The 18,884-nt window shown below is 54.9% G+C and carries 20 protein-coding genes; 9 read left to right on the plus strand and 11 right to left on the minus strand.

The window, feature by feature from the left end; translation table 11 throughout:
• The first annotated feature begins 37 nt into the window (after positions 1 to 37).
• The 3 genes from HU755_RS13990 to HU755_RS14000 all read left to right on the plus strand — a co-directional run bounded on the left by HU755_RS13990 (position 38) and on the right by HU755_RS14000 (position 2,514).
• On the plus strand, positions 38 to 595 hold the full coding sequence (locus HU755_RS13990) for a Smr/MutS family protein (RefSeq protein WP_071171525.1): 558 nt from the start codon (positions 38 to 40) through the stop codon (positions 593 to 595).
• 346 nt (positions 596 to 941) lie between these two features.
• Positions 942 to 1,460, plus strand: coding sequence for a DUF2846 domain-containing protein (locus tag HU755_RS13995; RefSeq protein WP_186633504.1), 519 nt, complete (start codon positions 942 to 944; stop codon positions 1,458 to 1,460).
• A gap of 670 nt (positions 1,461 to 2,130) precedes the next feature.
• Complete coding sequence (locus HU755_RS14000; protein ID WP_186633507.1) at positions 2,131 to 2,514, plus strand: hypothetical protein; 384 nt, start codon at positions 2,131 to 2,133, stop codon at positions 2,512 to 2,514.
• A gap of 285 nt (positions 2,515 to 2,799) precedes the next feature.
• On the opposite strand, the gene HU755_RS14005 is transcribed toward HU755_RS14000, so the two are convergent.
• On the minus strand, positions 2,800 to 6,402 hold the full coding sequence (locus tag HU755_RS14005; RefSeq protein ID WP_186633510.1) for an SIR2 family protein: 3,603 nt from the start codon (positions 6,400 to 6,402) through the stop codon (positions 2,800 to 2,802).
• Between the two features lie 614 nt (positions 6,403 to 7,016).
• Between HU755_RS14005 and HU755_RS14010 the strand changes: the two genes are divergently transcribed.
• From HU755_RS14010 to HU755_RS14035, 6 genes are all read left to right on the plus strand, one after another.
• A complete protein-coding gene (locus HU755_RS14010; RefSeq protein WP_186633686.1) occupies positions 7,017 to 7,235 on the plus strand; it encodes a hypothetical protein in 219 nt (72 codons plus the stop codon).
• 682 nt (positions 7,236 to 7,917) lie between these two features.
• Positions 7,918 to 8,235, plus strand: coding sequence for a hypothetical protein (locus HU755_RS14015; RefSeq protein ID WP_186633513.1), 318 nt, complete (start codon positions 7,918 to 7,920; stop codon positions 8,233 to 8,235).
• Positions 8,232 to 8,495, plus strand: a complete 264-nt coding sequence (locus HU755_RS14020) for a hypothetical protein (protein ID WP_186633516.1) — start codon at positions 8,232 to 8,234, stop codon at positions 8,493 to 8,495. The genes HU755_RS14015 and HU755_RS14020 overlap by 4 nt, the downstream gene beginning before the upstream one ends.
• Positions 8,492 to 8,740, plus strand: coding sequence for a hypothetical protein (locus HU755_RS14025; RefSeq protein WP_186633519.1), 249 nt, complete (start codon positions 8,492 to 8,494; stop codon positions 8,738 to 8,740). The genes HU755_RS14020 and HU755_RS14025 overlap by 4 nt, the downstream gene beginning before the upstream one ends.
• Positions 8,741 to 8,941: 201 nt before the next feature.
• Positions 8,942 to 9,565 carry a chemotaxis protein CheB gene (locus HU755_RS14030; RefSeq protein ID WP_186633522.1) on the plus strand — a complete coding sequence of 208 codons (624 nt, stop codon included), beginning with the start codon at positions 8,942 to 8,944 and terminating at the stop codon, positions 9,563 to 9,565.
• Positions 9,566 to 9,692: 127 nt separating this feature from the next.
• On the plus strand, positions 9,693 to 9,947 hold the full coding sequence (locus tag HU755_RS14035; RefSeq protein ID WP_186633525.1) for a DUF6555 family protein: 255 nt from the start codon (positions 9,693 to 9,695) through the stop codon (positions 9,945 to 9,947).
• Between the two features lie 19 nt (positions 9,948 to 9,966).
• Here the strand turns inward: HU755_RS14035 and HU755_RS14040 are convergent, their stop codons facing one another.
• The 10 genes from HU755_RS14040 to HU755_RS14085 all read right to left on the minus strand — a co-directional run bounded on the left by HU755_RS14040 (position 9,967) and on the right by HU755_RS14085 (position 18,883).
• Positions 9,967 to 10,212 carry a hypothetical protein gene (locus HU755_RS14040; RefSeq protein ID WP_186633529.1) on the minus strand — a complete coding sequence of 82 codons (246 nt, stop codon included), beginning with the start codon at positions 10,210 to 10,212 and terminating at the stop codon, positions 9,967 to 9,969.
• Between the two features lie 486 nt (positions 10,213 to 10,698).
• Positions 10,699 to 11,493 (minus strand): DNA adenine methylase, encoded by a 795-nt coding sequence (locus HU755_RS14045; RefSeq protein WP_186633532.1) that lies wholly within the window; start codon positions 11,491 to 11,493, stop codon positions 10,699 to 10,701.
• Between the two features lie 150 nt (positions 11,494 to 11,643).
• Positions 11,644 to 12,183, minus strand: coding sequence for a lysis system i-spanin subunit Rz (locus tag HU755_RS14050; RefSeq protein ID WP_186633535.1), 540 nt, complete (start codon positions 12,181 to 12,183; stop codon positions 11,644 to 11,646).
• Complete coding sequence (locus tag HU755_RS14055) at positions 12,165 to 12,728, minus strand: glycoside hydrolase family 19 protein (protein WP_186633538.1); 564 nt, start codon at positions 12,726 to 12,728, stop codon at positions 12,165 to 12,167. Before HU755_RS14055 ends, HU755_RS14050 begins: the two co-directional genes overlap by 19 nt.
• 49 nt (positions 12,729 to 12,777) lie before the next feature.
• Positions 12,778 to 13,827 (minus strand): phage late control D family protein, encoded by a 1,050-nt coding sequence (locus tag HU755_RS14060; RefSeq protein WP_186633541.1) that lies wholly within the window; start codon positions 13,825 to 13,827, stop codon positions 12,778 to 12,780.
• Positions 13,828 to 13,925: 98 nt separating this feature from the next.
• Positions 13,926 to 14,132, minus strand: coding sequence for a tail protein X (locus tag HU755_RS14065; RefSeq protein ID WP_064596196.1), 207 nt, complete (start codon positions 14,130 to 14,132; stop codon positions 13,926 to 13,928).
• Positions 14,107 to 14,952, minus strand: coding sequence for a phage tail protein (locus tag HU755_RS14070; protein WP_186633544.1), 846 nt, complete (start codon positions 14,950 to 14,952; stop codon positions 14,107 to 14,109). Before HU755_RS14070 ends, HU755_RS14065 begins: the two co-directional genes overlap by 26 nt.
• A 9-nt stretch (positions 14,953 to 14,961) precedes the next feature.
• Positions 14,962 to 17,616, minus strand: coding sequence for a phage tail tape measure protein (locus HU755_RS14075; protein ID WP_186633547.1), 2,655 nt, complete (start codon positions 17,614 to 17,616; stop codon positions 14,962 to 14,964).
• 150 nt (positions 17,617 to 17,766) lie between these two features.
• The gene (locus HU755_RS27790; RefSeq protein WP_186633550.1) at positions 17,767 to 18,366 is read right to left on the minus strand and encodes a phage tail assembly protein; all 600 of its coding nucleotides are present in this window, start codon (positions 18,364 to 18,366) and stop codon (positions 17,767 to 17,769) included.
• 13 nt (positions 18,367 to 18,379) lie between these two features.
• Positions 18,380 to 18,883 (minus strand): phage major tail tube protein, encoded by a 504-nt coding sequence (locus HU755_RS14085; protein WP_186633553.1) that lies wholly within the window; start codon positions 18,881 to 18,883, stop codon positions 18,380 to 18,382.
• Between the last annotated feature and the right edge of the window lies 1 nt (position 18,884).

Consider the following 18,884-nt stretch of genomic DNA (forward strand, 5'->3'; position numbering starts at 1 on the left):
GACTTGGGTAAACTGGCCGCCCTTCGCGGAGGCTGACATGCAAGACGACGATTTTTCCCTGTTCAAAAGTGCGATCCAAGGCGTCAAGCCGATCAAGCACGACCGCGCCGACACTGGCAAACCCAAGGCTGACCGCGCGCAGATCGCCAAATTGCGCCAGTCCGCCACCGTGCGCAGCGACACCACCATCATTGACGGCCTGTCTGATCAGTTCGTGATTGACGTCGGCCCCGAAGACGAGTTGATGTGGTCCCGCGACGGCGTGCAGGAAAGCCAGATGCGCAAACTCAAGGTCGGGCAGATTCCGTTCGAAGGCAGCCTCGACCTGCACGGCATGAGCGTGGAAAAGGCCCGGGAAACGCTCTGGGCCTTTCTCGCCGAAGCGACCAAATTCGAAATCCGCTGCGTGCGCGTGACTCACGGCAAAGCCGTGCGCCTCGATGGCAAGCGGCCGATGATCAAAAGCCACGTCAACACTTGGTTGCGCCAGCATGCGCAAGTGCTCGGTTTCTGCTCGTGCCAGGCGAAACATGGCGGTGCCGGCGCGGTTTACGTGATGCTCAAACGCACCATGATGGAAGGACGCGACGAATAATCGCGTTACACCGAACTTGCAGGGTTGTGTCCGCCACCGTACCCTTGCCCTTTGCGAAAATCCCCACAGGTAGTTTCATGTCCCTGGAACAGAATTACACCGCCATGTTTCGGGGTATTCGGTAGGTTCGCAGGGTCAATGAAATCAAGGGCTTAGCTCCACCCAACACCCGGGAAACCCATGCCAAAACACGGTCACTGGTACAGAAATTGGTACGGGATATCCTTCTCCAGCTTTGCAACTCTGCAAATTAGCGCATAGCCAAATTCTCCCGGGTGAGATCAGGCAACGGCTGATCCCACCACTAACGCTTTTCTGCATTCCCAAAGAGAAAGGAATCTTTCTGATGTACCGTATTGTTTTTTTTAGCTGCCTGATGGGCATCCTAAGCTTGCTGCAAGGTTGCTCTAGCGGTCCATCATTAGACAATCGGCCTAATTATCAAGGGCCGGCAGAAGTAAACTCTGATAGCGCTACAGTCTACGTGTTTCGTCCATTACACAGCGCTGCTCGCCGAGTGACCCTGTATATCAAACTAGATGATCAGCAAGTGGCAGAGCTGCCTTCTGGCGGCTATCTGAAACTCCAGGTGCCTGAGGGCTCCCACACTTTTGAGGCCAAAACTCCGCCGCTTGGTGGCCCTTTCATCGGAGACCGCTTCAATCTCACCGTCAAGAAAGGGAACGTATATTTCATCGCCGGTGAGATCCTTGAAACGCGCCCTACTGACAATCAGACTCTGGGGGTTGTTAAGGATGGGCTATTTGGTGGTGAGCGGCTTTTTTTCCGCTGGGCCATGGTTCCGAAACAGACGGCTGAAATGAGGATGAGTTTTTGCCGTCTCGTTCCCCCCTCGCCGATCTAATACTCTATCTATCGCCACTCGCATGACCATGCTCCTCGGAAAATCCCTCTCCCTCGCGGCTAGGGATTCGATTCCTTCAAGCATTCCCATGATGGATTGGGCGTAGCCCTCCTCCAACGCACCAGCCAGCTCGGCTAACCCGACGTAGTCTCTTCGCTTTTTAGCAATTTCTAAGCAAGACGCCATTACTGCCTGACAAAGGCACTACCGGTACTATGCTTGTACTTTTTCTCGAAAGATGTCGATGCCATGCCGGATGAATATTCGCTGTCCGATGTGCTGGAGAGGATGTACATCAGTCAACTGGCCCTCACTGAGGTTTGGCGTTTCCAAGCACTATAACGCGAAGGTATGATGGGCGCTGACCATGGATTGGCGTAGGGATTGCCCCATTTTTGTCCCGTTACCTTCCATCGCCTGCGCTTAATGGACAGTCCTCTACATCCCACTCAGCGCTGAGCTGTACTCGTTAGCGCGTCTACTTTCGAATGGATCAGGTTAGACAATGCAGCAATGCTGTGCATGCAGAGAAGAGATAAGAACAAACGCCACAAGGTGTCCGCACTGCTCTTCAACTCAAGGGTGGAGGCGGATCTTCACCACGCCCGTTCTAATCTGTAGTTCTATCGTAACCATACTTTCTGTCGGGGGATTAGAACCCATCAAGTACGTGTTAACCCCTCCCCGTGCTGATTTACGACCCGCAATTATTGGTGGGGACTTCCGCCAAATTAACTTCACGTTAACCAATCTCGGCGCGAGAGCGGCCACCCTCGTTAATGTTGAAATAGCAGGAAAAACGAAGGCAGAACTTACTGGCACTTGGTTTGTTAAAACTGCGTCTGATGGAAAAGTGCTGGAGCCGGGAAAGTCCTATGAAATCAAAGCATCAAATGGAAGCTTGATTCCAGGAGTTGTTGAATCCTACCGAGCAACCGCGCTTAAAAGAATTCATGGTTTCGCTAATAACTGTCAGCTAATTGTGACCTATGCAGAGGTCGATGGACAGCAGGCCAGACTATCTTATCCTTATATGTGTGATCCAGTTGATTAGATAGGGATTCGCCCCCCTCTCTGATCTATGTAGGCCGGTCCATACAAAACGGCATTCCCCCCCTTCGCCGCCGGCATTAAGCGGGCCCAAGCGGCCTCCCATATGCCCTAATTTTTCCCTAAATGACCATGTCGGTTCTCGGGCAGGGCAGTCATTGTGGCCTACGACAATTGCCCAAATGCGAATTAACAACCCAACCTATCAAGAATAAAACCACTTTTTAAGACTCAATAATAATACTTAGATAAAGCACACTCGCTATTATCAACATAACTCCAATACGCGTCAGCTCTCTAAGAGATAACGACGTCCGTGCCTCGCACCCGCTTGCTCTACCACGCTCAAGAGATTGCCTCTTAGCGGTTCCTGCGCATTTACTAACAGTGGCAACAACCGTTCCGTAATGAAGCTTTCGGTAGCTGCAGCCCCAAGTAAATTACTGCCTAACCAGTAACCGCGCCTTTCACGAGACAGCTCTGCCAACAGAAATGAAATAGCCTCACGTTCAAACTCATCCGTCGTTACATCCATTCTCTGGATAATATACTTAAGAATTAACGAACGAAACTCAGAACCGCTATTGAACTCTCTCAAAATAGCAGACCGAGCTTGACTGTTAATATGATTACCTAGAACGTCACCGAGCTTGGCCAAAAACCAAAAACCGTCTTCCTCACGAGATGCATCCTGCATCCACTCTAGCCACCAAGTGACATCCCCTAAGTCCAGAAGCCCTAGATTGATAGCATGCACAGGAATGGAGTCACCAAGAAGAGCGTTAGTTAGATTTAGATCTTTTAATTGAAGAAGTTTGACAAATAGCGACTCTCGTCCGAGCCAATCTATATCCATTTTCTTGATAAGTTCAAATGACAATTTCCCGCGCTCTGCACAATCAAGTCTAGAGATCCGCTCCAACTCAAAAAAAACTGGTTCCATATTCCCTGGATTGGCGCAGTAAAGAAGTGTAGCCTTTAATAATCCTTCCTTGCGCAATGCTTCTTTTTTAACAAAATCCACAATATCTGGGCGCGCACAGCATAGTGCTTTTATAGCTTCGACCACCCAGAGGTCATCTATCAACTCCTGAAGTCGAGCAACATGATTATAATTGAATCCGTCCCAAGAGACCTTAGTACCCCCATCAGAATATACTGCGATTTTAGCTATGACCGAAGCAGCTTCATCAACACCTTTGAGTAGCAAATCCCCAGCAATCATTAAAGCTTCTGTAGAAACATGTTCGCCGAGCATGTTGCACAACAACTTCGTCCGAAGTCGATTTGCTCCGAGATTATCACTCTCTACATGAAAACACCCAATTAAAACAGGAAATTCCAACTGCGCGAACAAATCTCCAACGGCAATACTGAAACCGCCATAACTTTCTTCATCAAGCCCTGGATTTGAATCGATCTCGCTTTGAATCAAATCGGAAAAAACTGTTATGACATGAATATCTTCTTCAGTGATATACGGAGAGAGTGCTTCCGCAGCTCTCATGCAAAAATTAAAATCTTCTCTCCTCTCGTAAAGCATCTCCAATACTTCCTGCTTTACGTCCATCCCTCTTATTGATACGAGCAAGGAAACAGCGGCACCTCCTAAGGAATCGCCAAAGGTAATAAAATCGCGAACTACAGACTCATGCACCTTTGAAACCTGAAGTCCATAGTCGAGCGCATACTCAACCCTATCACCCAACTCACTTCCATTACATTTTAAGTCATACAGATTATTAAGCATCGCCAGAACAACTTCGTCACGCCCACCCTCTATATATTTGGATGCATTGATTGCGAGAGACATATCAGCCCTCACAACATCACCTATAAAATCCTTTGCCTCAGGCGCAGGAAGAAAGCTCAATGCTAGGAATAAACTTTGATCCCATCTTCTTAGCGCCAGCTTCTCTTTTAGCGCTCGGGAGTCTTTCAGGTAACGCTCGGCTAGCTCTATAGCAGCTAAATACTCTGTGACAGATTGATGAATAAAGCCAATCCTACCTTTCGAATACGGTATTAATATAGTCTCTGACACTAGCCAATTGATGATCTCTTGTGGAGCAATCTCGCCAGCCGCTGGTAACTGCGAGCTAAGCTCGCCTACGAGAATCGAAATTGGAAATGCTTCTGTGCCTCTATCGAGCGCTGAGTAAGCCGCACTTGAAAGAACTTTCTCGAGATTAAAATGCAATTCAAATCGTACAAAAAATGAACGACTTAGATTTTCAAACAAACATTTATAGAAATCCCTAGGGTGGGCATCATCAGGTAAATCTATTTGCCCCGAAAGGATGTATTGAAAATAGAAAGGCCTTTGAATTAATCGAAGCACCTCACCGCTAAACCTTCCTTCAAAGTTAATCCCTAAACGCCAAAGCTCCCTTTCCACGGCCTTCCTTTCGATGTAATCAAGTCGGAAGCATGGTAGTTCTAACCGTGACAAGCCATCAGTTGTTCGCGATCCAATTATTACTGAAGACTGGCCCACCCCCGCTATGAAAGCTAAAAAATCAGCCTCATACGAACCGCTCTCTAAATACTCCCGCGGCATTTCGTTAAAAGAATCAATAAATATTCTGACCCTGTATGAATTGACCAGCTCTTTAAAAGGCAAGCTTTCTGGCAGTACCTGATTGATCAAAGCATTTAAATCACCCTTATAAAACTTCAAATCTACGAAAATAGGTACAAGAATACTTTCTTTCCGAAATGAATTTGAAAGACAGATATCATTGAGCTGATCTGCCAACCTAGCCGCCGCCCGACGTAGAGAGTACGTTTTTCCAGCACCAGGTAGTCCAGTCAACACTAAGCGTTCAGGTCCAGCGTCCAGGAGTTTTTCAACCAAACTATAGTCAAAACGCTGGGCGCCAGTTGCAGCCCATTTTTTTCGTCCACCATCAAGATTTACACGAATTGGAAACTCAGGATCACATTCAGCGTACCTAGCTAAAACTGCTGCATGTCGAGCTAAAGCGAGGAGCACATCAGCAGAATCTGGATTGAATGTCGAACTGACTTGAGTATCAGAATTTTCTAAATACGTATCCAGCAAAGAAAGTAATTCCGCGTGGTCTCTTGAACTGTCCGCCTTTTCAACTGTGGCATAGCCTAAAAGATGAATTCCATAATTGCGTCTCCAATAGTCAATCTCTTGCTCTTGCACATCAGCCATGATTGCATAGTGGTCGCGAACCCCACCCTTGTACGTATTGGCCAGCAAATCCCTAACATATACAAAATCAGGATCACGAAGACCAAATCCTAAATACAAGACAGGCCTGCTCGCTAGAAGAAGCTTCACGGATTCTAATGCAGACTGATATTCACCCTGCGGCAACAACCGTCTATATTGCTCTCTTGTTAAAATTATACTTTCACTATCTGCCGCATCCCCATGCGGTTTAAATATAAAATCTGTTGCTCTAGCATGTACAATTTCTGCTGTTTCAGTCAATTGTCTATTAGTGACGGGAGGGCGATAGAATCTATCTGGCTGCCACTCTCTAAGACTCTGCTCGATGAGATTATCATAATTTGTAGTGATAAAGCATCGCGGACCTAATGATACTATTTTACGGTGAATTTCATGTGGCATGGCTCTGCCATATCGGCATGTTTCACGTATAAACTCGCCAATTTGTTGCTTTGTCAGTTTGTCGAAGCCATAGCTCGCCGCTTGTAACAAATCACCCCTTTTTGCTTCAGCTCTAACTAATTCCGCGCCACCTGTACCCCGCTCCAAAAATTTCGCAAGTTCTTCAATCATCCCCGACCACGTTGGCAGACCAGACCAAAGCGATATTCCAGATCCAACGAAGATAATGGTATCTGGTTGAGCTAGTATGTTTTTCAGGTTTATCATGATGTTAATCATCATCATTTTCTAGCCTGTGTTGACCGTAAGACCAACCTAAGGCTTAGTGGTTATTGTCACTCAGCAGTCAGTACTTCCTTGATTGCTGAACGCTCGGGGGGCTTGCCAGCATTCTTATCCTGCTTTCAAGTGAGCAAGAAATTCATCCCATGCCACCGTTACCTGACGTGACTTGCAAAAACCCATCGTGACTCAAAAACGAATTCCTGCATAGAGTGACCAGAGTCATCTTGTTATGATCATTACGGAACACGGATCTAAACAATGAAACCCCGCATGGTCTAACACACCAGAATGCCTACTCTTGGCCCAAATCGCGGAGGATAATGGCACTCCGGTATTCAGAGGACGAAGCGCCTTGTTCCTTGGGCTATAGGCTAATAATGTTCAGAGTTCGAATCTCTCCTTCACCGCCACATTCAGTAAACGCAAGCCCCTGATTTTCCTAGAGAAAATCGGGGGTTTGCGGTTTTTGGCATCTCGAAAATGGCCATATGGGACAGATCTGGGACAGATGCGCCATTCTGGTGCGGAAATGGAGCTCAGGGAATGAGTGCATGGGCTATCCTGATTTAGTTGCACGATCAGGCTTTCCGAACTTTCGCTCAAGGACGATCCCAATGCCCAGTAACGCAGATTCCGATATCACTACTGCCGATGCGCTGACCCTGTTGTTACACAACCAGCATGCTCTGGGTGCAGCAATAGAAGAGATCACCCATTGGATCTCAGGGGCTGGTGCAGATTATGTTGCCGATAACGCCATCGCAGCCTTGGCAACGCTGGATACAAACGCAGCGGCCATTACAGACTCGATTATGCGATTACGGCAGTGTTAGCGGATTGCCGTAGCTGGCAACACAAAGAAGAAAAGAGAAGTTCGAGCTTAACCGGAAGGATCTATAGATCAGTGCTTACCGTGGCGATCTCGACGCTCAGAGCCGACTTAACTGACTTGAGCACCGGAAGGGCCATACCAAGTGCTTACGTGACGACGAAAAACGAGCCGTTCCTTCGCCTATGGCCGGCGTTACGCGCGCGAACACTGCGTCGGCGATGAGTTGTCTCATCGCTTTCACATCGGGTGCGTTACCTACGTTTTCTTGCTTGAATCGCCTGCTAATAAAATACCGGCCGCAGGCCGAGCAGGCGATAATCTCCCAATCCCCCGCAATCCCTTTACGCTCTGCATTTTCCCAACATATCCAGCACATACACTTCATAAAGTCGCTCCTCAATGACCAATGGATTGCGCGAAAAAAAAGCAGGTTCAACGCAGAGTGGCGACTGGAGTAACCGCCTGTCGGTCGATACAGCGCATATAAGCGGACCACCGCTTATGGCCGATTGCATCTTTTGCCACGGAATGAATAGAGCGCCGTTTATGTTCAATAGGCCCCCACACCTGGCCCAGGTGTGGGGGCCTTTTTTCTCGGGCGCGGCAACCAAACCTGCCTACACTGGATGACCAGACGCCGGCAGGCTGGTCCTGCCGCTTTGCTCACCCGTGGAGCCGTTGACATGAACCGCGACGACATTGACCCTGAACTTGAAACCGACTTTCTCAAGCGGCGCTTGGCGGATCTACAGGACACCCATCCACGCGATGGGACGCTCTCGGCCAACCTGCTGCAAGTACTGGACTATCGAAAAACCGTAATCCGAAACGAGTTACAGGCGCGGAATATGGTGATTGCCTTGGGCTATACCTTCTCCCGCGAAGGGCATGACGGTTTGCCTAGATTTGAGGGAGGGTTGCGTCAGTTTGTCGAAGACCGCACCCTGAGTCCTGAGCACGCTGCGGCGGTGACAGCTCAAGCATCGGGGATTTGGTCATGAGCGGTCGCGGCGGTGATGAAACATCCGACCCACTCGTCGTGCTGAAGCTCCCCAGTTCAGTGTACAAACAGGCGTCCAGACTGCTCGCCGGCATTGCTCAGGCGAAGACCCTGGCCGATACGCTGCATGCGGCTGATCGCGCCGAGGGTTTCACCTTGGGTATTGAAACAGTGAAAGCACTCAACCTTGGGGCCATCGAAGGTTTGTACCTGGTGTTTGATCGCGCCTCGCAGGTGCGTCAACAGGAGCTGAAGAAATGATCGGCGAAGGGATTCATGAAGAGGTGTTGCGCGCCTTGGTCGAACAACACGCGGTGCGCGATTGCCTGGTGGCAAAGATCGAAGGCGGCACTGACTGGGGCCTGTCGATTCGATTGGGGAGCAGCGGCGCACGCTGGGTGCCGGTGCGCTCGCGGCGTGAACGCTTGCGTACCTGGGCCAGCTTGACGGCGGTGGGCCGTTTTGCCGACAGCATCGGCCTCAAAGGTTTTTCCGTCGAGTTATAAGCGGTGCGCATTTGTTAACGGCCCCATCGGTGACGTGCGACCAGCGGACAACGGCTCCGCGAGCCTCCCGCTTAAGCATTTTCCCAGGCACTGTCGATCCACCGACTGCCCCCACGTCATTCAGGCGCACTTTCTCACCGCAGTATTGAACATTTGGCCGCCGCTTTTGATCCACTCATAAAGACAGAGCGTGCGAGTGACATGGATACAGTGAGAGACATCGTAGTGATCGGTGGATCGGAGGGAAGCTTCGGCCCTCTTCGTCAGATTCTTTCAGGATTACCTGCAGACTTCCCCGCTGCCGTATTGATTGTGGTGCATACAGGCTCTTCGAGCCCAAGATTGCTCGCGTCGATATTCGATTCCTGGTCCATCTTGCCGGTTGCATATGGAGACGAGGGCGTCCCCGTCGAAGCGGGCCGTGTTTACCTTGCTCCGCCTGGAAGACATCTTGAAGTGGTTGAACCGGGAATCTTGCACCTCAGCGATGGACCGAAACTCCATTTCGCCAAACCTGCCGTGGATCGGTTGTTTGCTACAGCCGCCGTGGTTTTTGGCGGCCGAGTCGTCAGCATGGTGCTTTCCGGCAATGACGGAGATGGTGCCGCCGGTGCGGCAGCTGTGCACGCGGCCGGCGGACTCAGTCTGGTGCAAGACCCAAGCGATGCTCTGGTATCCAGCATGCCGGTCACGGCAATCGAGAAAGATCATCCGGACAGTCTGGTGCGAACGGATGCGTTATTGGCAGCGCTAATTGATTCGGTGATGCCATTTGAGCTAACGAAACCAGACGCGGGCGATGGATGCTCCCTTGTGGAACGCTAATTGCTGCTGTCTTGCTTATTGCAAGCATGGATTAATGGAGCGCCGATGGCGTTAATGGTTGTCGGACAAATTCTCTGAATTTTCGGGGGCATGCAATATCAGTTATTCATGAGCAATAGGAGGTCTCGTGAAGCAAGCTGATTTGTATGTCATCGATTATCAACTCCACGGTAAGCCGAAGAGCTTCATCATCAGAACGAAGTTGATGGACAATGCCGAAGCCCGGCAGTGGGCAAGCTGTGACGCGGGCTTGGCGCCCATACCCAGGCCGGGCCGTCCGCCACTGAAGCGCTTTTCCAAACCGATGGCCGAACGCTTCGGCGTGACCGATGTGAAATGGCGGGAATCCGTCGCGGTCGTCTGGGAAGAGGATCACGCGTAGATACTCAATATCGAAAATCCTACTCGGCAGTAGGATTGTCCGTGACTGCCGCTCGGCCATCGAGCACAGGCATCGGGTCGATCTGAATGCCTGAGAGCATGGAGACCCACGCGGCATAAGCTCGCTGCTGTCTAGAGACAGCCTCGTCCCATCGAACGCCGCTCACCTCGTTCGAGACAACCAGCATCATGAAATGATTAGTGGTTGCGTCAAGGTCGACCAGCAGGTGGTGAGCATTGAATCGAAAATCATCATTCGCGGACATGAGGTCATACTTCTTGGTGTGAGTGGGAACAGTGCATCCCTGCTATCCACATGACATCATTATGACAGCACCCAAAGGACATAGTTGTTCGGTCAGATGATCGGCTGTTAGGGTAGCTGACTATCAATCCAACGTCAGCGGCCGCCATGGCCTCCGCCAGCGCACCCGGGTAATCCGGCCACGGGCCTGGCAGTTCGGCCACCGTGTCCGCAAGACCGTGCACCCGGCTCTCCGCCAGCGCATGCGCTGCTGTCGGCGATTGATCGTTGGGCCTGTCCCAATCAAATTTCACCACCAGCTTATGGCCGCGATACTCGTGATCGGAATGTCTAAGCCGTGGGACATGTATCGAACCTGCTGTCGTTTGATCAATTACGTTCAAGTTTTACGCAATTCAGCTAGCAGCACTATCGTAGCGGTTCGCTATCCGAACGGAGAGTGCCAGTTCACTCAGCTCAGGGCGAATGAAACTACGCACAAGGCTCATCAAAACAAGCCTCCCAACGATTCTGGCGACCAGTTCATGATCACCAGCTCACCGCTGACCTCGGCTTTGCCTTGCCGCTGGTTGGTATTGGAGTAACGGATATCCAGTGTCTCGAAGTGGAAGCCTTCAAACACGCGGCGGATGTCTGGATGGTCGTTGATGCTGACCATCACTTTACCTTTGCAGCGGCGCATGAAGTCGGCCATCCGTTCGTAGTTCTCGAACGGAAAGTCCACGCCATAGCCGGCGGTCTGCCAATAAGGCGGATCCATGTAGTGGAAGGTGTGAGCACGGTCGTAGCGTTCAGCACATTCAAGCCAAGGGAGGTTTTCGACGTAGGTGCCGGACAGGCGCTGCCACGCGGCCGAGAGGTTTTCCTCGATCCGCAGCAGGTTGATGGCCGGGGCAGTCGTCGCCGTCCCGAAAGTCTGACCCGAGACCTTGCCGGCGAAGGCGTGGTGCTGCAGGTAGAAGAAACGGGCGGCGCGCTGGATGTCGGTGAGGGTTTCGGGGCGGGTCATCTTCTGCCATTCGAACACCTGGCGCGAACTGAGCGCCCATTTGAACTGGCGCACAAATTCTTCGAGGTGGTTCTGCACGACGCGGTAAAGCGTGACCAGGTCACCGTTGATGTCGTTGAGGACTTCGACCGGCGAAGGCTGGGGCTTCATGAAGTAGAGCGCGGCACCGCCGGCAAAGACTTCGACGTAGCATTCGTGTGGCGGAAAAAGCGGAATGAGGCGGTCGGCCAGGCGGCGTTTGCCGCCCATCCAAGGGATGATGGGTGTAGACATTGAGAGCAAGACCTTTACTGTATGGATAAACAGGTGCTAGGCTCGCCGCGCTTTGTGCACGGAGCAAGAGCCTTGGCTGGACTTGCAGGGACCATCTGCAGGGACGGCGGTCGATCCGGATGTTGACGCATCTGGACCGGCCGCTCTTTTTCACTTCGGTGTTGAGACTTCTTTGGCGTATGCCTGACAGGCCGCGAGGGCAATTAGGCCCCGGTCGCCGTCATCGGTGACGCCGATAATTCGTTGAGCATGCGCTGGGTCAAGTTCGGCTCTTGTGGGGCCATGAACCACGCCGCCGGCGGCGGTGGTGGCTGACACCGATCCGTTGCCGGCGCCGGTGGCGTCGAGTAGGACTGACAGGCGCAGATCAGCAGTGGCAAGACGGTCGCGCAGGCGACCTTGATCACGTTGGGCATCACTCAAGGCTCGGTAATGGGTTTGTTCACTGGTTGCCAGGCGCTGTTCGAGCGCAAGGCGTTTGTCCTGTTCGGCACGCTGCTGCGCAGCCGAGGCCTGATTCAGTTGGCTGAGGGTTTCGGTGTGGAGTCGGGCCTGCTCTGCGAGCTGTTTGCCGTAGCGCCAATCCTGTAATTGCCAGGCGATGGCGGCGGAAGCACCGGCTAAAACGGCCAGCAGCACGCCTTTTGCCAGCAGCCGATACGGCGCCGGGATCAGTTCGCCGAGACGCATAGCACCGCCCTCGCCCGCCCCCACAACTCCAGCCGATCCTGCAGGCCGTTGAGACCGCCATTGATCCTGCGGGTGATCGTGTTGAATTCATTTTGATCGGCCAGCGCGTTCAGCCCATTCACTGACCAGAACCATGCGGCCGACTCGGCGGCCCACTGCGGCAGCTCCAGGAGCTCAGGCGTGCGCAGCAATCGCTCATCACTGAACAGCGCCAAGCTGCAGCGCAGGTAGTTGTCGTGGCCGGTGACCTGGATCAGGCCGCGACCACGATAGCGCTGGCCATCACCATCCGCTGCCGGGGTATTGCCCAGTTTCGCAGCCAGGTTGCCGGTGTCGTATTTGCTCAGGTACTGGTCGCCGCCCAGCTCCCGGACGTAATGCAGTTGGCCCGACTCGTGACCGACTTGCGCCAGAAACGCGGCTTGGCGCTTCGGCGTGTCGATCTGCCGATGGGCCATCGCTGCGTTGAGGGCGGAAACGAAAACGCCCGCTTGGCGGCGGGCGTTGGGCATAATGCTTTGCAGCTGTTGTTCAGTGATGGACATACAAACTCCAGACGTAAAAAAACCGCACTCAGGCGGCGATGGGGTGCGGTTACTGCTTCTCGATGTTCACCACCTTGAGCGGTGGTTTCGGTCCTTTCTTTTTCTTGCCCTTGGATTTACCAGCTTTGCCGGCATTGCATTCGACCGTCGTGGACCAGCCGGACTGAGTGAACACCTGCTCGACCGAATCCGACAGGTATTTGCCATCAAGCCCGACCTTGAACCCCTCAGCGATGATGGGACGCTCGGCGAAGATGTCCGTCCGGCCGGGCATTTCAAGCCGCACATCGGCGGTCGAGCGGTTGAACGCCGACAGACGTGCCTTGGCCGCCGCTTCAGCAGCACCCTTGTCTGGGTAGATATGGCGGTCGGTATGCACTGCCGGCAATCCGTCCGGAGCGTCATCGTTGTCGATGGTAACCACTGCGAGCTTGCCGTTCTTTTTGTCCTGATGCTTGGTGGCCACCGCCTTGTGCGAATTGCGATCACCGAGACTGAATTGCCAACGGCTAAGGTCGCTGCGGGTCAGGGTGATGGCGCCGAACGCTTTGCCGCTGGCGGTCTGGCCACCTTGGCGCGGCATCACCAACAACTTGCCGTCGGCGACCTTGGCCGTGCAGTCGTACTGCTTGGCCAGCCGGGTGATGAAATTAAAATCGGATTCGTTGAGCTGGTCGACCCGGGCGACCTTGGTCGACACCGGGCACACCGGCGTCCAGCCATTGCGCGCGGCAACGTTAGCCACGATCTTCGACAGCGGCACGTCTTCCCAGCTTCCGCTACGGATGGTTTTGCCACTGCCACGCACGTCGCTGGCCTTGCCCTTGATCACGATCGTGTCCGGCGGGCCTGACACCTCGACCGTGTCCACGGTGTAGCTGCCCATGCGCGCCAAGGTCGTTTCGGCGTAACCCAGGTAAATCTCGATTGAGCTGCCGCGCCGTGGCAATTGCACTTGCCCATCACGGTCGTCGATACGCAACTCAAACTCGTCGGACTCCATGCCCGGCTTGTCAGAGGTACGCAGCAACAACAGCCGATCATTGATCTTGGCCGTGACATCAGCGCCATCGGCGACAATGCGAAACATCGGAGTCATTGATTTTTTCCAATAAAAAACCCGCACAAGGCGGGTCAGATAAACAACGTGTCTTTATGCGTGATGCGGCGCTGCGCCGGCGACGGCATCGCCCAGGGTCAATCCCACAAGCTCACGCCCTCACTGGTCGGACTGGGCAGATCCGGAAGGACGATAATCACGCCCGACCGGAACGGTTGAGGTTCATCGGCCAGCCCCTGATTGGCATCGAGCACCGCCTCGACGCTGCCATTCAGATGGCCGTAAACGTTGTTGCAAATGACATCGAGCATGTCGCCGTCAGACGTCCTGCATGTCGTCGCCATAACGCTCAAACTCCAAAGTGAACCCCTGTTTGCGAGCAATCCCGCCGTGCAGCAGCGCGGACTGTTCCTCGTTGATGTTTTTCAGGCACCACGTCCCGATCACTTCGCCATAGCCCGTGGTCAGGGTCAGCGGTTGCAGCCTGGCCCCGATGGAACGCAGCGTGTCGAGCTGCTTTAAACCGCCTTTGAAGCCTGGGTAGATCGTGCCTTTGAGCGTCAGCTTTTCATCACCCATGCCGATGGCTTGCTTCGCCGGGCGGCGCGTCAGCCGCTCCTGCGAAGCCCAGCGGAATTCGGTCGAACGGCTCAGCTCATCAAACGCCGCCGTGTCCAGGTTGAAGTAGTACGGCTCAATCTTCGGATCGCGCGGCTGAATGATCATCAGATGCGGGAACGGCTTCACCGCCTCCGGCGCCGGCGTGGCCTCCACGGCAAAGGAACTGGTGGGCACGATATTGGCCAGCGACGGACTGACCTTGCCGGCGACGTTGTTGATTGCCGTGGCCGCCTTGCCTGCCTGCTCCTTCAACGTGCCCAGCCGATCCTGCACTTCAGCCGCCGCCCGGGTGGCGCGGCCGTACACCGCCACCACCTGACCAACTTTGGCCTGAGCCGCGTCGACGCCGCGCATCACCCGCTGAAGTTTGGCGCCGATGGCCGGACCAACAAATGGGATGTTTTCCAGCTCGGACGCGGCTCCGGTCAGTTCGCGGATCGCGCCGTTGACCGGGGTCAGCATGCCGTCAGCACTACGCCGCCCGGTTTCAGCTGCCTCGACCAAATACTTCAGGCTCGATTGCATGCTCTCCATATAAGCCATGAGGCCTCCTTACACATGGGGTTCGTCGTACAGCTTGGCGGCATTCTGCTTCGCAGCGCCTTCCATCATTCGCTGCATGTGCGGCAGCAGATCCTGCGCCAAGGTTTGCGGGTCTTTGACATCCCCCTGCACCGTGACAGGCATGCTCAACGAATACTGGAACTGCTGATCCACCTTGGCCGGTACCGGTTTTTCTGGCTCCTTGGGTTGAATGGCGAGCGCCGCCGACTTGAGCGGCGCCGTCACCGCCATCGAACGCGCGACATCCCCCAGCACAGGGCCTTGCTGCGCCGCTGATGCCATCATGAGCGGCGTGGTCGGCACCGGCGCCTTTGCCGTTTGCTCGGGCTTTTCATCCTCACCACCGAACAACGACTTACCCAACGACCCGCCCAGCGCCGCACCGCCCTGACTGCCCAAGTAAGCACCGATCATGCCGCCGATAGCGGTGCCGATGATCGGCACAACCGAACCAATGGCGGCGCCTGCTGCAGCACCGGCCATGGTGCCGGCCAGGTTGCCCGCAGCCGAACCGTATCCTTCGGCTTTTTCGTCCTTGGTCTTGGCGTTTTGAAAGGTTTCAAAAGCCATCGCGCCGGACTCCAGCAGCGTGCCGCCAGGAATAACCTTGGCCGCCTTGCCGACCTTACCGACGGCTCCTGCGACGACGCCAAGCTTGGACAATGGCCCACCTGCAACGGAAGGGACTGATGGGACCGAAACAGGGGGACGCGGAGCCGGAACAGATGACCGTGAAACCGGTACAGGCGGACGAGGCACAGACGGGCGAGGACCTCTCGAACTCGGCAACGTCCGGCGCCGAGCGCTGCGCCTTGACCCACGCCCACGTCGGCGCGATTCGCCCGATGCATCCACACCGCCACCCATAGCGCCGGCATTGACGACGAACACCTTTTGGACGCCGTCGTTACCTGCATCATTTGCAGCACCAAGGCCACCGCCTGTAGCCGCTTCCTTCACCCGCGAAACAACATCCAGGCCAGTCGCTACCAGATCAAGCTCCCCGGAATTTTTATTGCGGGTTTCGCTCCCACCCCGGCCACCGCGCGACCCACGCGCAAGGTTTAACAGCCCCTTGCCGATCTTGACCGTGCTGAAGATGCCTTTTAAAGCGATCAGCCCAGCCCCGACCGTGGCGATACCGGCAACTACCCCGGGCGCGCTATCAGTCAGCGACGTAATGCCTTTAGTCACCTTGGTCAACGACTCGGCCACGGTGTCCGTCACCGGCCGCAGGGCATCGCCGATGCTGCGCATGGCGTCATCCATCGACTGGGCCATTTCCGCCCATTTCTGCGAGGACGACTCGCGCCGCTCGGCGAGGTTCTTGTCGAGGATCCCGCTCGCCTCACGCGAATCGTTTTTGAGCTGGCTGTACAGCGCCTTGTTCTGCATGTAGGCCGACAGCGCGGCCTTGACCTGCATGTCAGCGAACAGGTCGCCAGTGCGCAGGGATTCTTCCAGCGAGGCCATCATGGCCTTGGCCTTTTCTGGATTGGCTTCCTTGCTGATTTTCGACGTCGCTTCGGCCATGGCCGTCGCACGCTTCGGATCGGTCGCCTGAATGTATTTCTGAGCCAGCGCCATGCTGGTTTCAAGCGTCGACATACCGTTTTGCAAACCGGTCTGCATCGATCCCTTGTAATCAATCCCGGCTTTTTCGTAGGCCTTGACCGTATCGGTCGAACCGATTTTGCCCATCCAGTTTTTCGAGTTGTTGGCCGCTTCGTCCGAACTGCCAGCCTGCTTCATCTGCACCTGCAGCATGGCGCCCAGTTGCGTCACCGCGTCCAAGCCGGTGATGCCGTTGCTGGCCATGTTGGCCAGCAGTTCGGGAAACCACTTGGCCATGTCGGCCGCTTCAAAACTGCCCGCCTGCCCTTGGTACGCAATCGCCTCCAGCGCCTGCTGCATCTGTTTGGGGTCGGTGATCTTGGCGTTCTGCCCCAGGGCGTTGATCATCTTCGCCGTGTCGACACCGCTGGATCCCTGCCCCACGACAAACTTGGCCGCGACGGGTGCATATTCCAGCGCCTTGCTCAGGTCCATACCGGCGCCGACCAACTGATTGACCACGTCGGCCACATCGTTGCGCGCCATGCCGGTGTCGCGTGAAGTGTCGATGATCTTGCGCGACATCTCCTGCTCTTGCGGCTTGTTGGCAATGCCGGCCTTGATCGCGATGTCTCGCACAATGGCGCCATAATCAGCGCTGACCTTGGCCGGTACCGCCATGGCACCGACACCTACAACCGCAGCACCGACAGCGCCCTTCATGCCCTTCACGCCAGAATCGATTTGCTGATGCCCCTTGGCTTTCAGCTCGGCTTTGTTGGCCGTCTGCCCCATCGAGCGATAGGCTTTTTCCAGCCGGCCGACCTCGACCCCCTGCTTTTTCAGGCTGTCGAGGTTCGAGTTCAAACGGTTGAGTAATTTGGACGCGCCGGCAGCGCCGGTGTCGTGGGCTTTTTTCCATTCTTCGCGCAGACGGATGGTGTCGCCAATCGTGCGCTGCAGCACCCGCGCTTTGTTGCCTTCTGCCTCGAGGCGCTTGATGCGCCCGGTCACGTCCTTGAACGCGGCGCCGACCGTGGAACTGACGGCGCCACCGATCACCAGCCCGAGGGCGAGTTTGTTTGCCATGTCATGGCCCTCATGTGCCCAGCACTACCGGTGGCGGCTCAATCCGTGAGCCACCACACCATGTCCGCGAACGGCATCGATTGGATCTCGGCGGCGGAAAATCCGGTTTCCGCCGCCAGACGTTTCGCCGCCGACTTGATCACGCTGGGGTTAAAGCCCGTCGTCGTTGTCCATGCGAAAATAGCCGGCCTGCAAGCGGTTAAAATCCACCAGCTTCAGCCCCTCCAGATCCGCCACGGACGCGCCGGACAACGCCGCAAACAACACCAGCTCGCGCTGCTCATCGTCGCCACCCACCTCACGGTTGGCCGCTCGCACGTCGCCCACGGTCGGTGAACGCAGGGCAAGCTTGTCGACGGTCACGCCGTTGATTTCGCTCGGGCACGACAGCGTCACCAGCACCTGATCGGTGGTTAGCGACAACCATGCCGGCATCGAGTCCGAATAATCGGTTTTCGGCACCAGGTGCGAATACGCCGTCTGCACGCGGCGATAGTCGGTCAGCTTGAGGCCTTCCAGATCTTTCAGTCCGACCTCGGCCAGACCTGCGAACAGCATCAGTTCACGCTGTTCGTCGTCGCCGTTGGCAGCACGATCAGCCGCGCGCACTTCACGCACGGTCGGGTTACGCAGGTTCAACGTCTCGACGTCGATGCTATTAGCTTGGCTTGGGCGGGTCAGCGTTACGACGGCACCGAGCGCACTGAGTGACAACCAGGCCGGCAGGTTTTTAGCAATTGCTTGAGTCATCTGAATCTATTCCTTACATGCCGAGCGCGTTGCGCACTTCGAGGAGTTGGTCTTTGCCGTCGATCACCTGAATGCCGGCGACCATGTCGATCTCGTACATCAGGCGCCCGTCGATTTCGAGCTTGTAGTACGTGACCGCAACGGCGTGTTTGATCTCGGCAGCATCACCGGCTTTCCAGTCACCGAGATCGACCTCTTTGAGGCGACCGCGCAGGGTGGCAACGACCGCTGTCACCGCGCCCTTTTGGCCCTTGAAGGCACCTCGGAACGTGGCGTTGAACGCCGTGCCGTCAGCCAGGCCGAAGTATTTGAGCGACTCGCGGCGCACGCCCTTGGTGACAAACGAGGCTTCCATTTTCTCAAGCCCCTGATCCATCTCGATGGGGCCGGCCATGCCGCCGCCACGGTATTCGTCGGTCTTGGTGGTCAGCTTGGGCAGCGTCAGGCTCGGCACGTCGCCGGAGAAGTTCACGCCGTCGACGAACAGGTTGGTGTTGTACAAAGTCTGAGGAATCATT

This window comes from Pseudomonas sp. SWRI111, from assembly GCF_014268555.1.
GTDB lineage: Bacteria > Pseudomonadota > Gammaproteobacteria > Pseudomonadales > Pseudomonadaceae > Aquipseudomonas > Aquipseudomonas hamedanensis.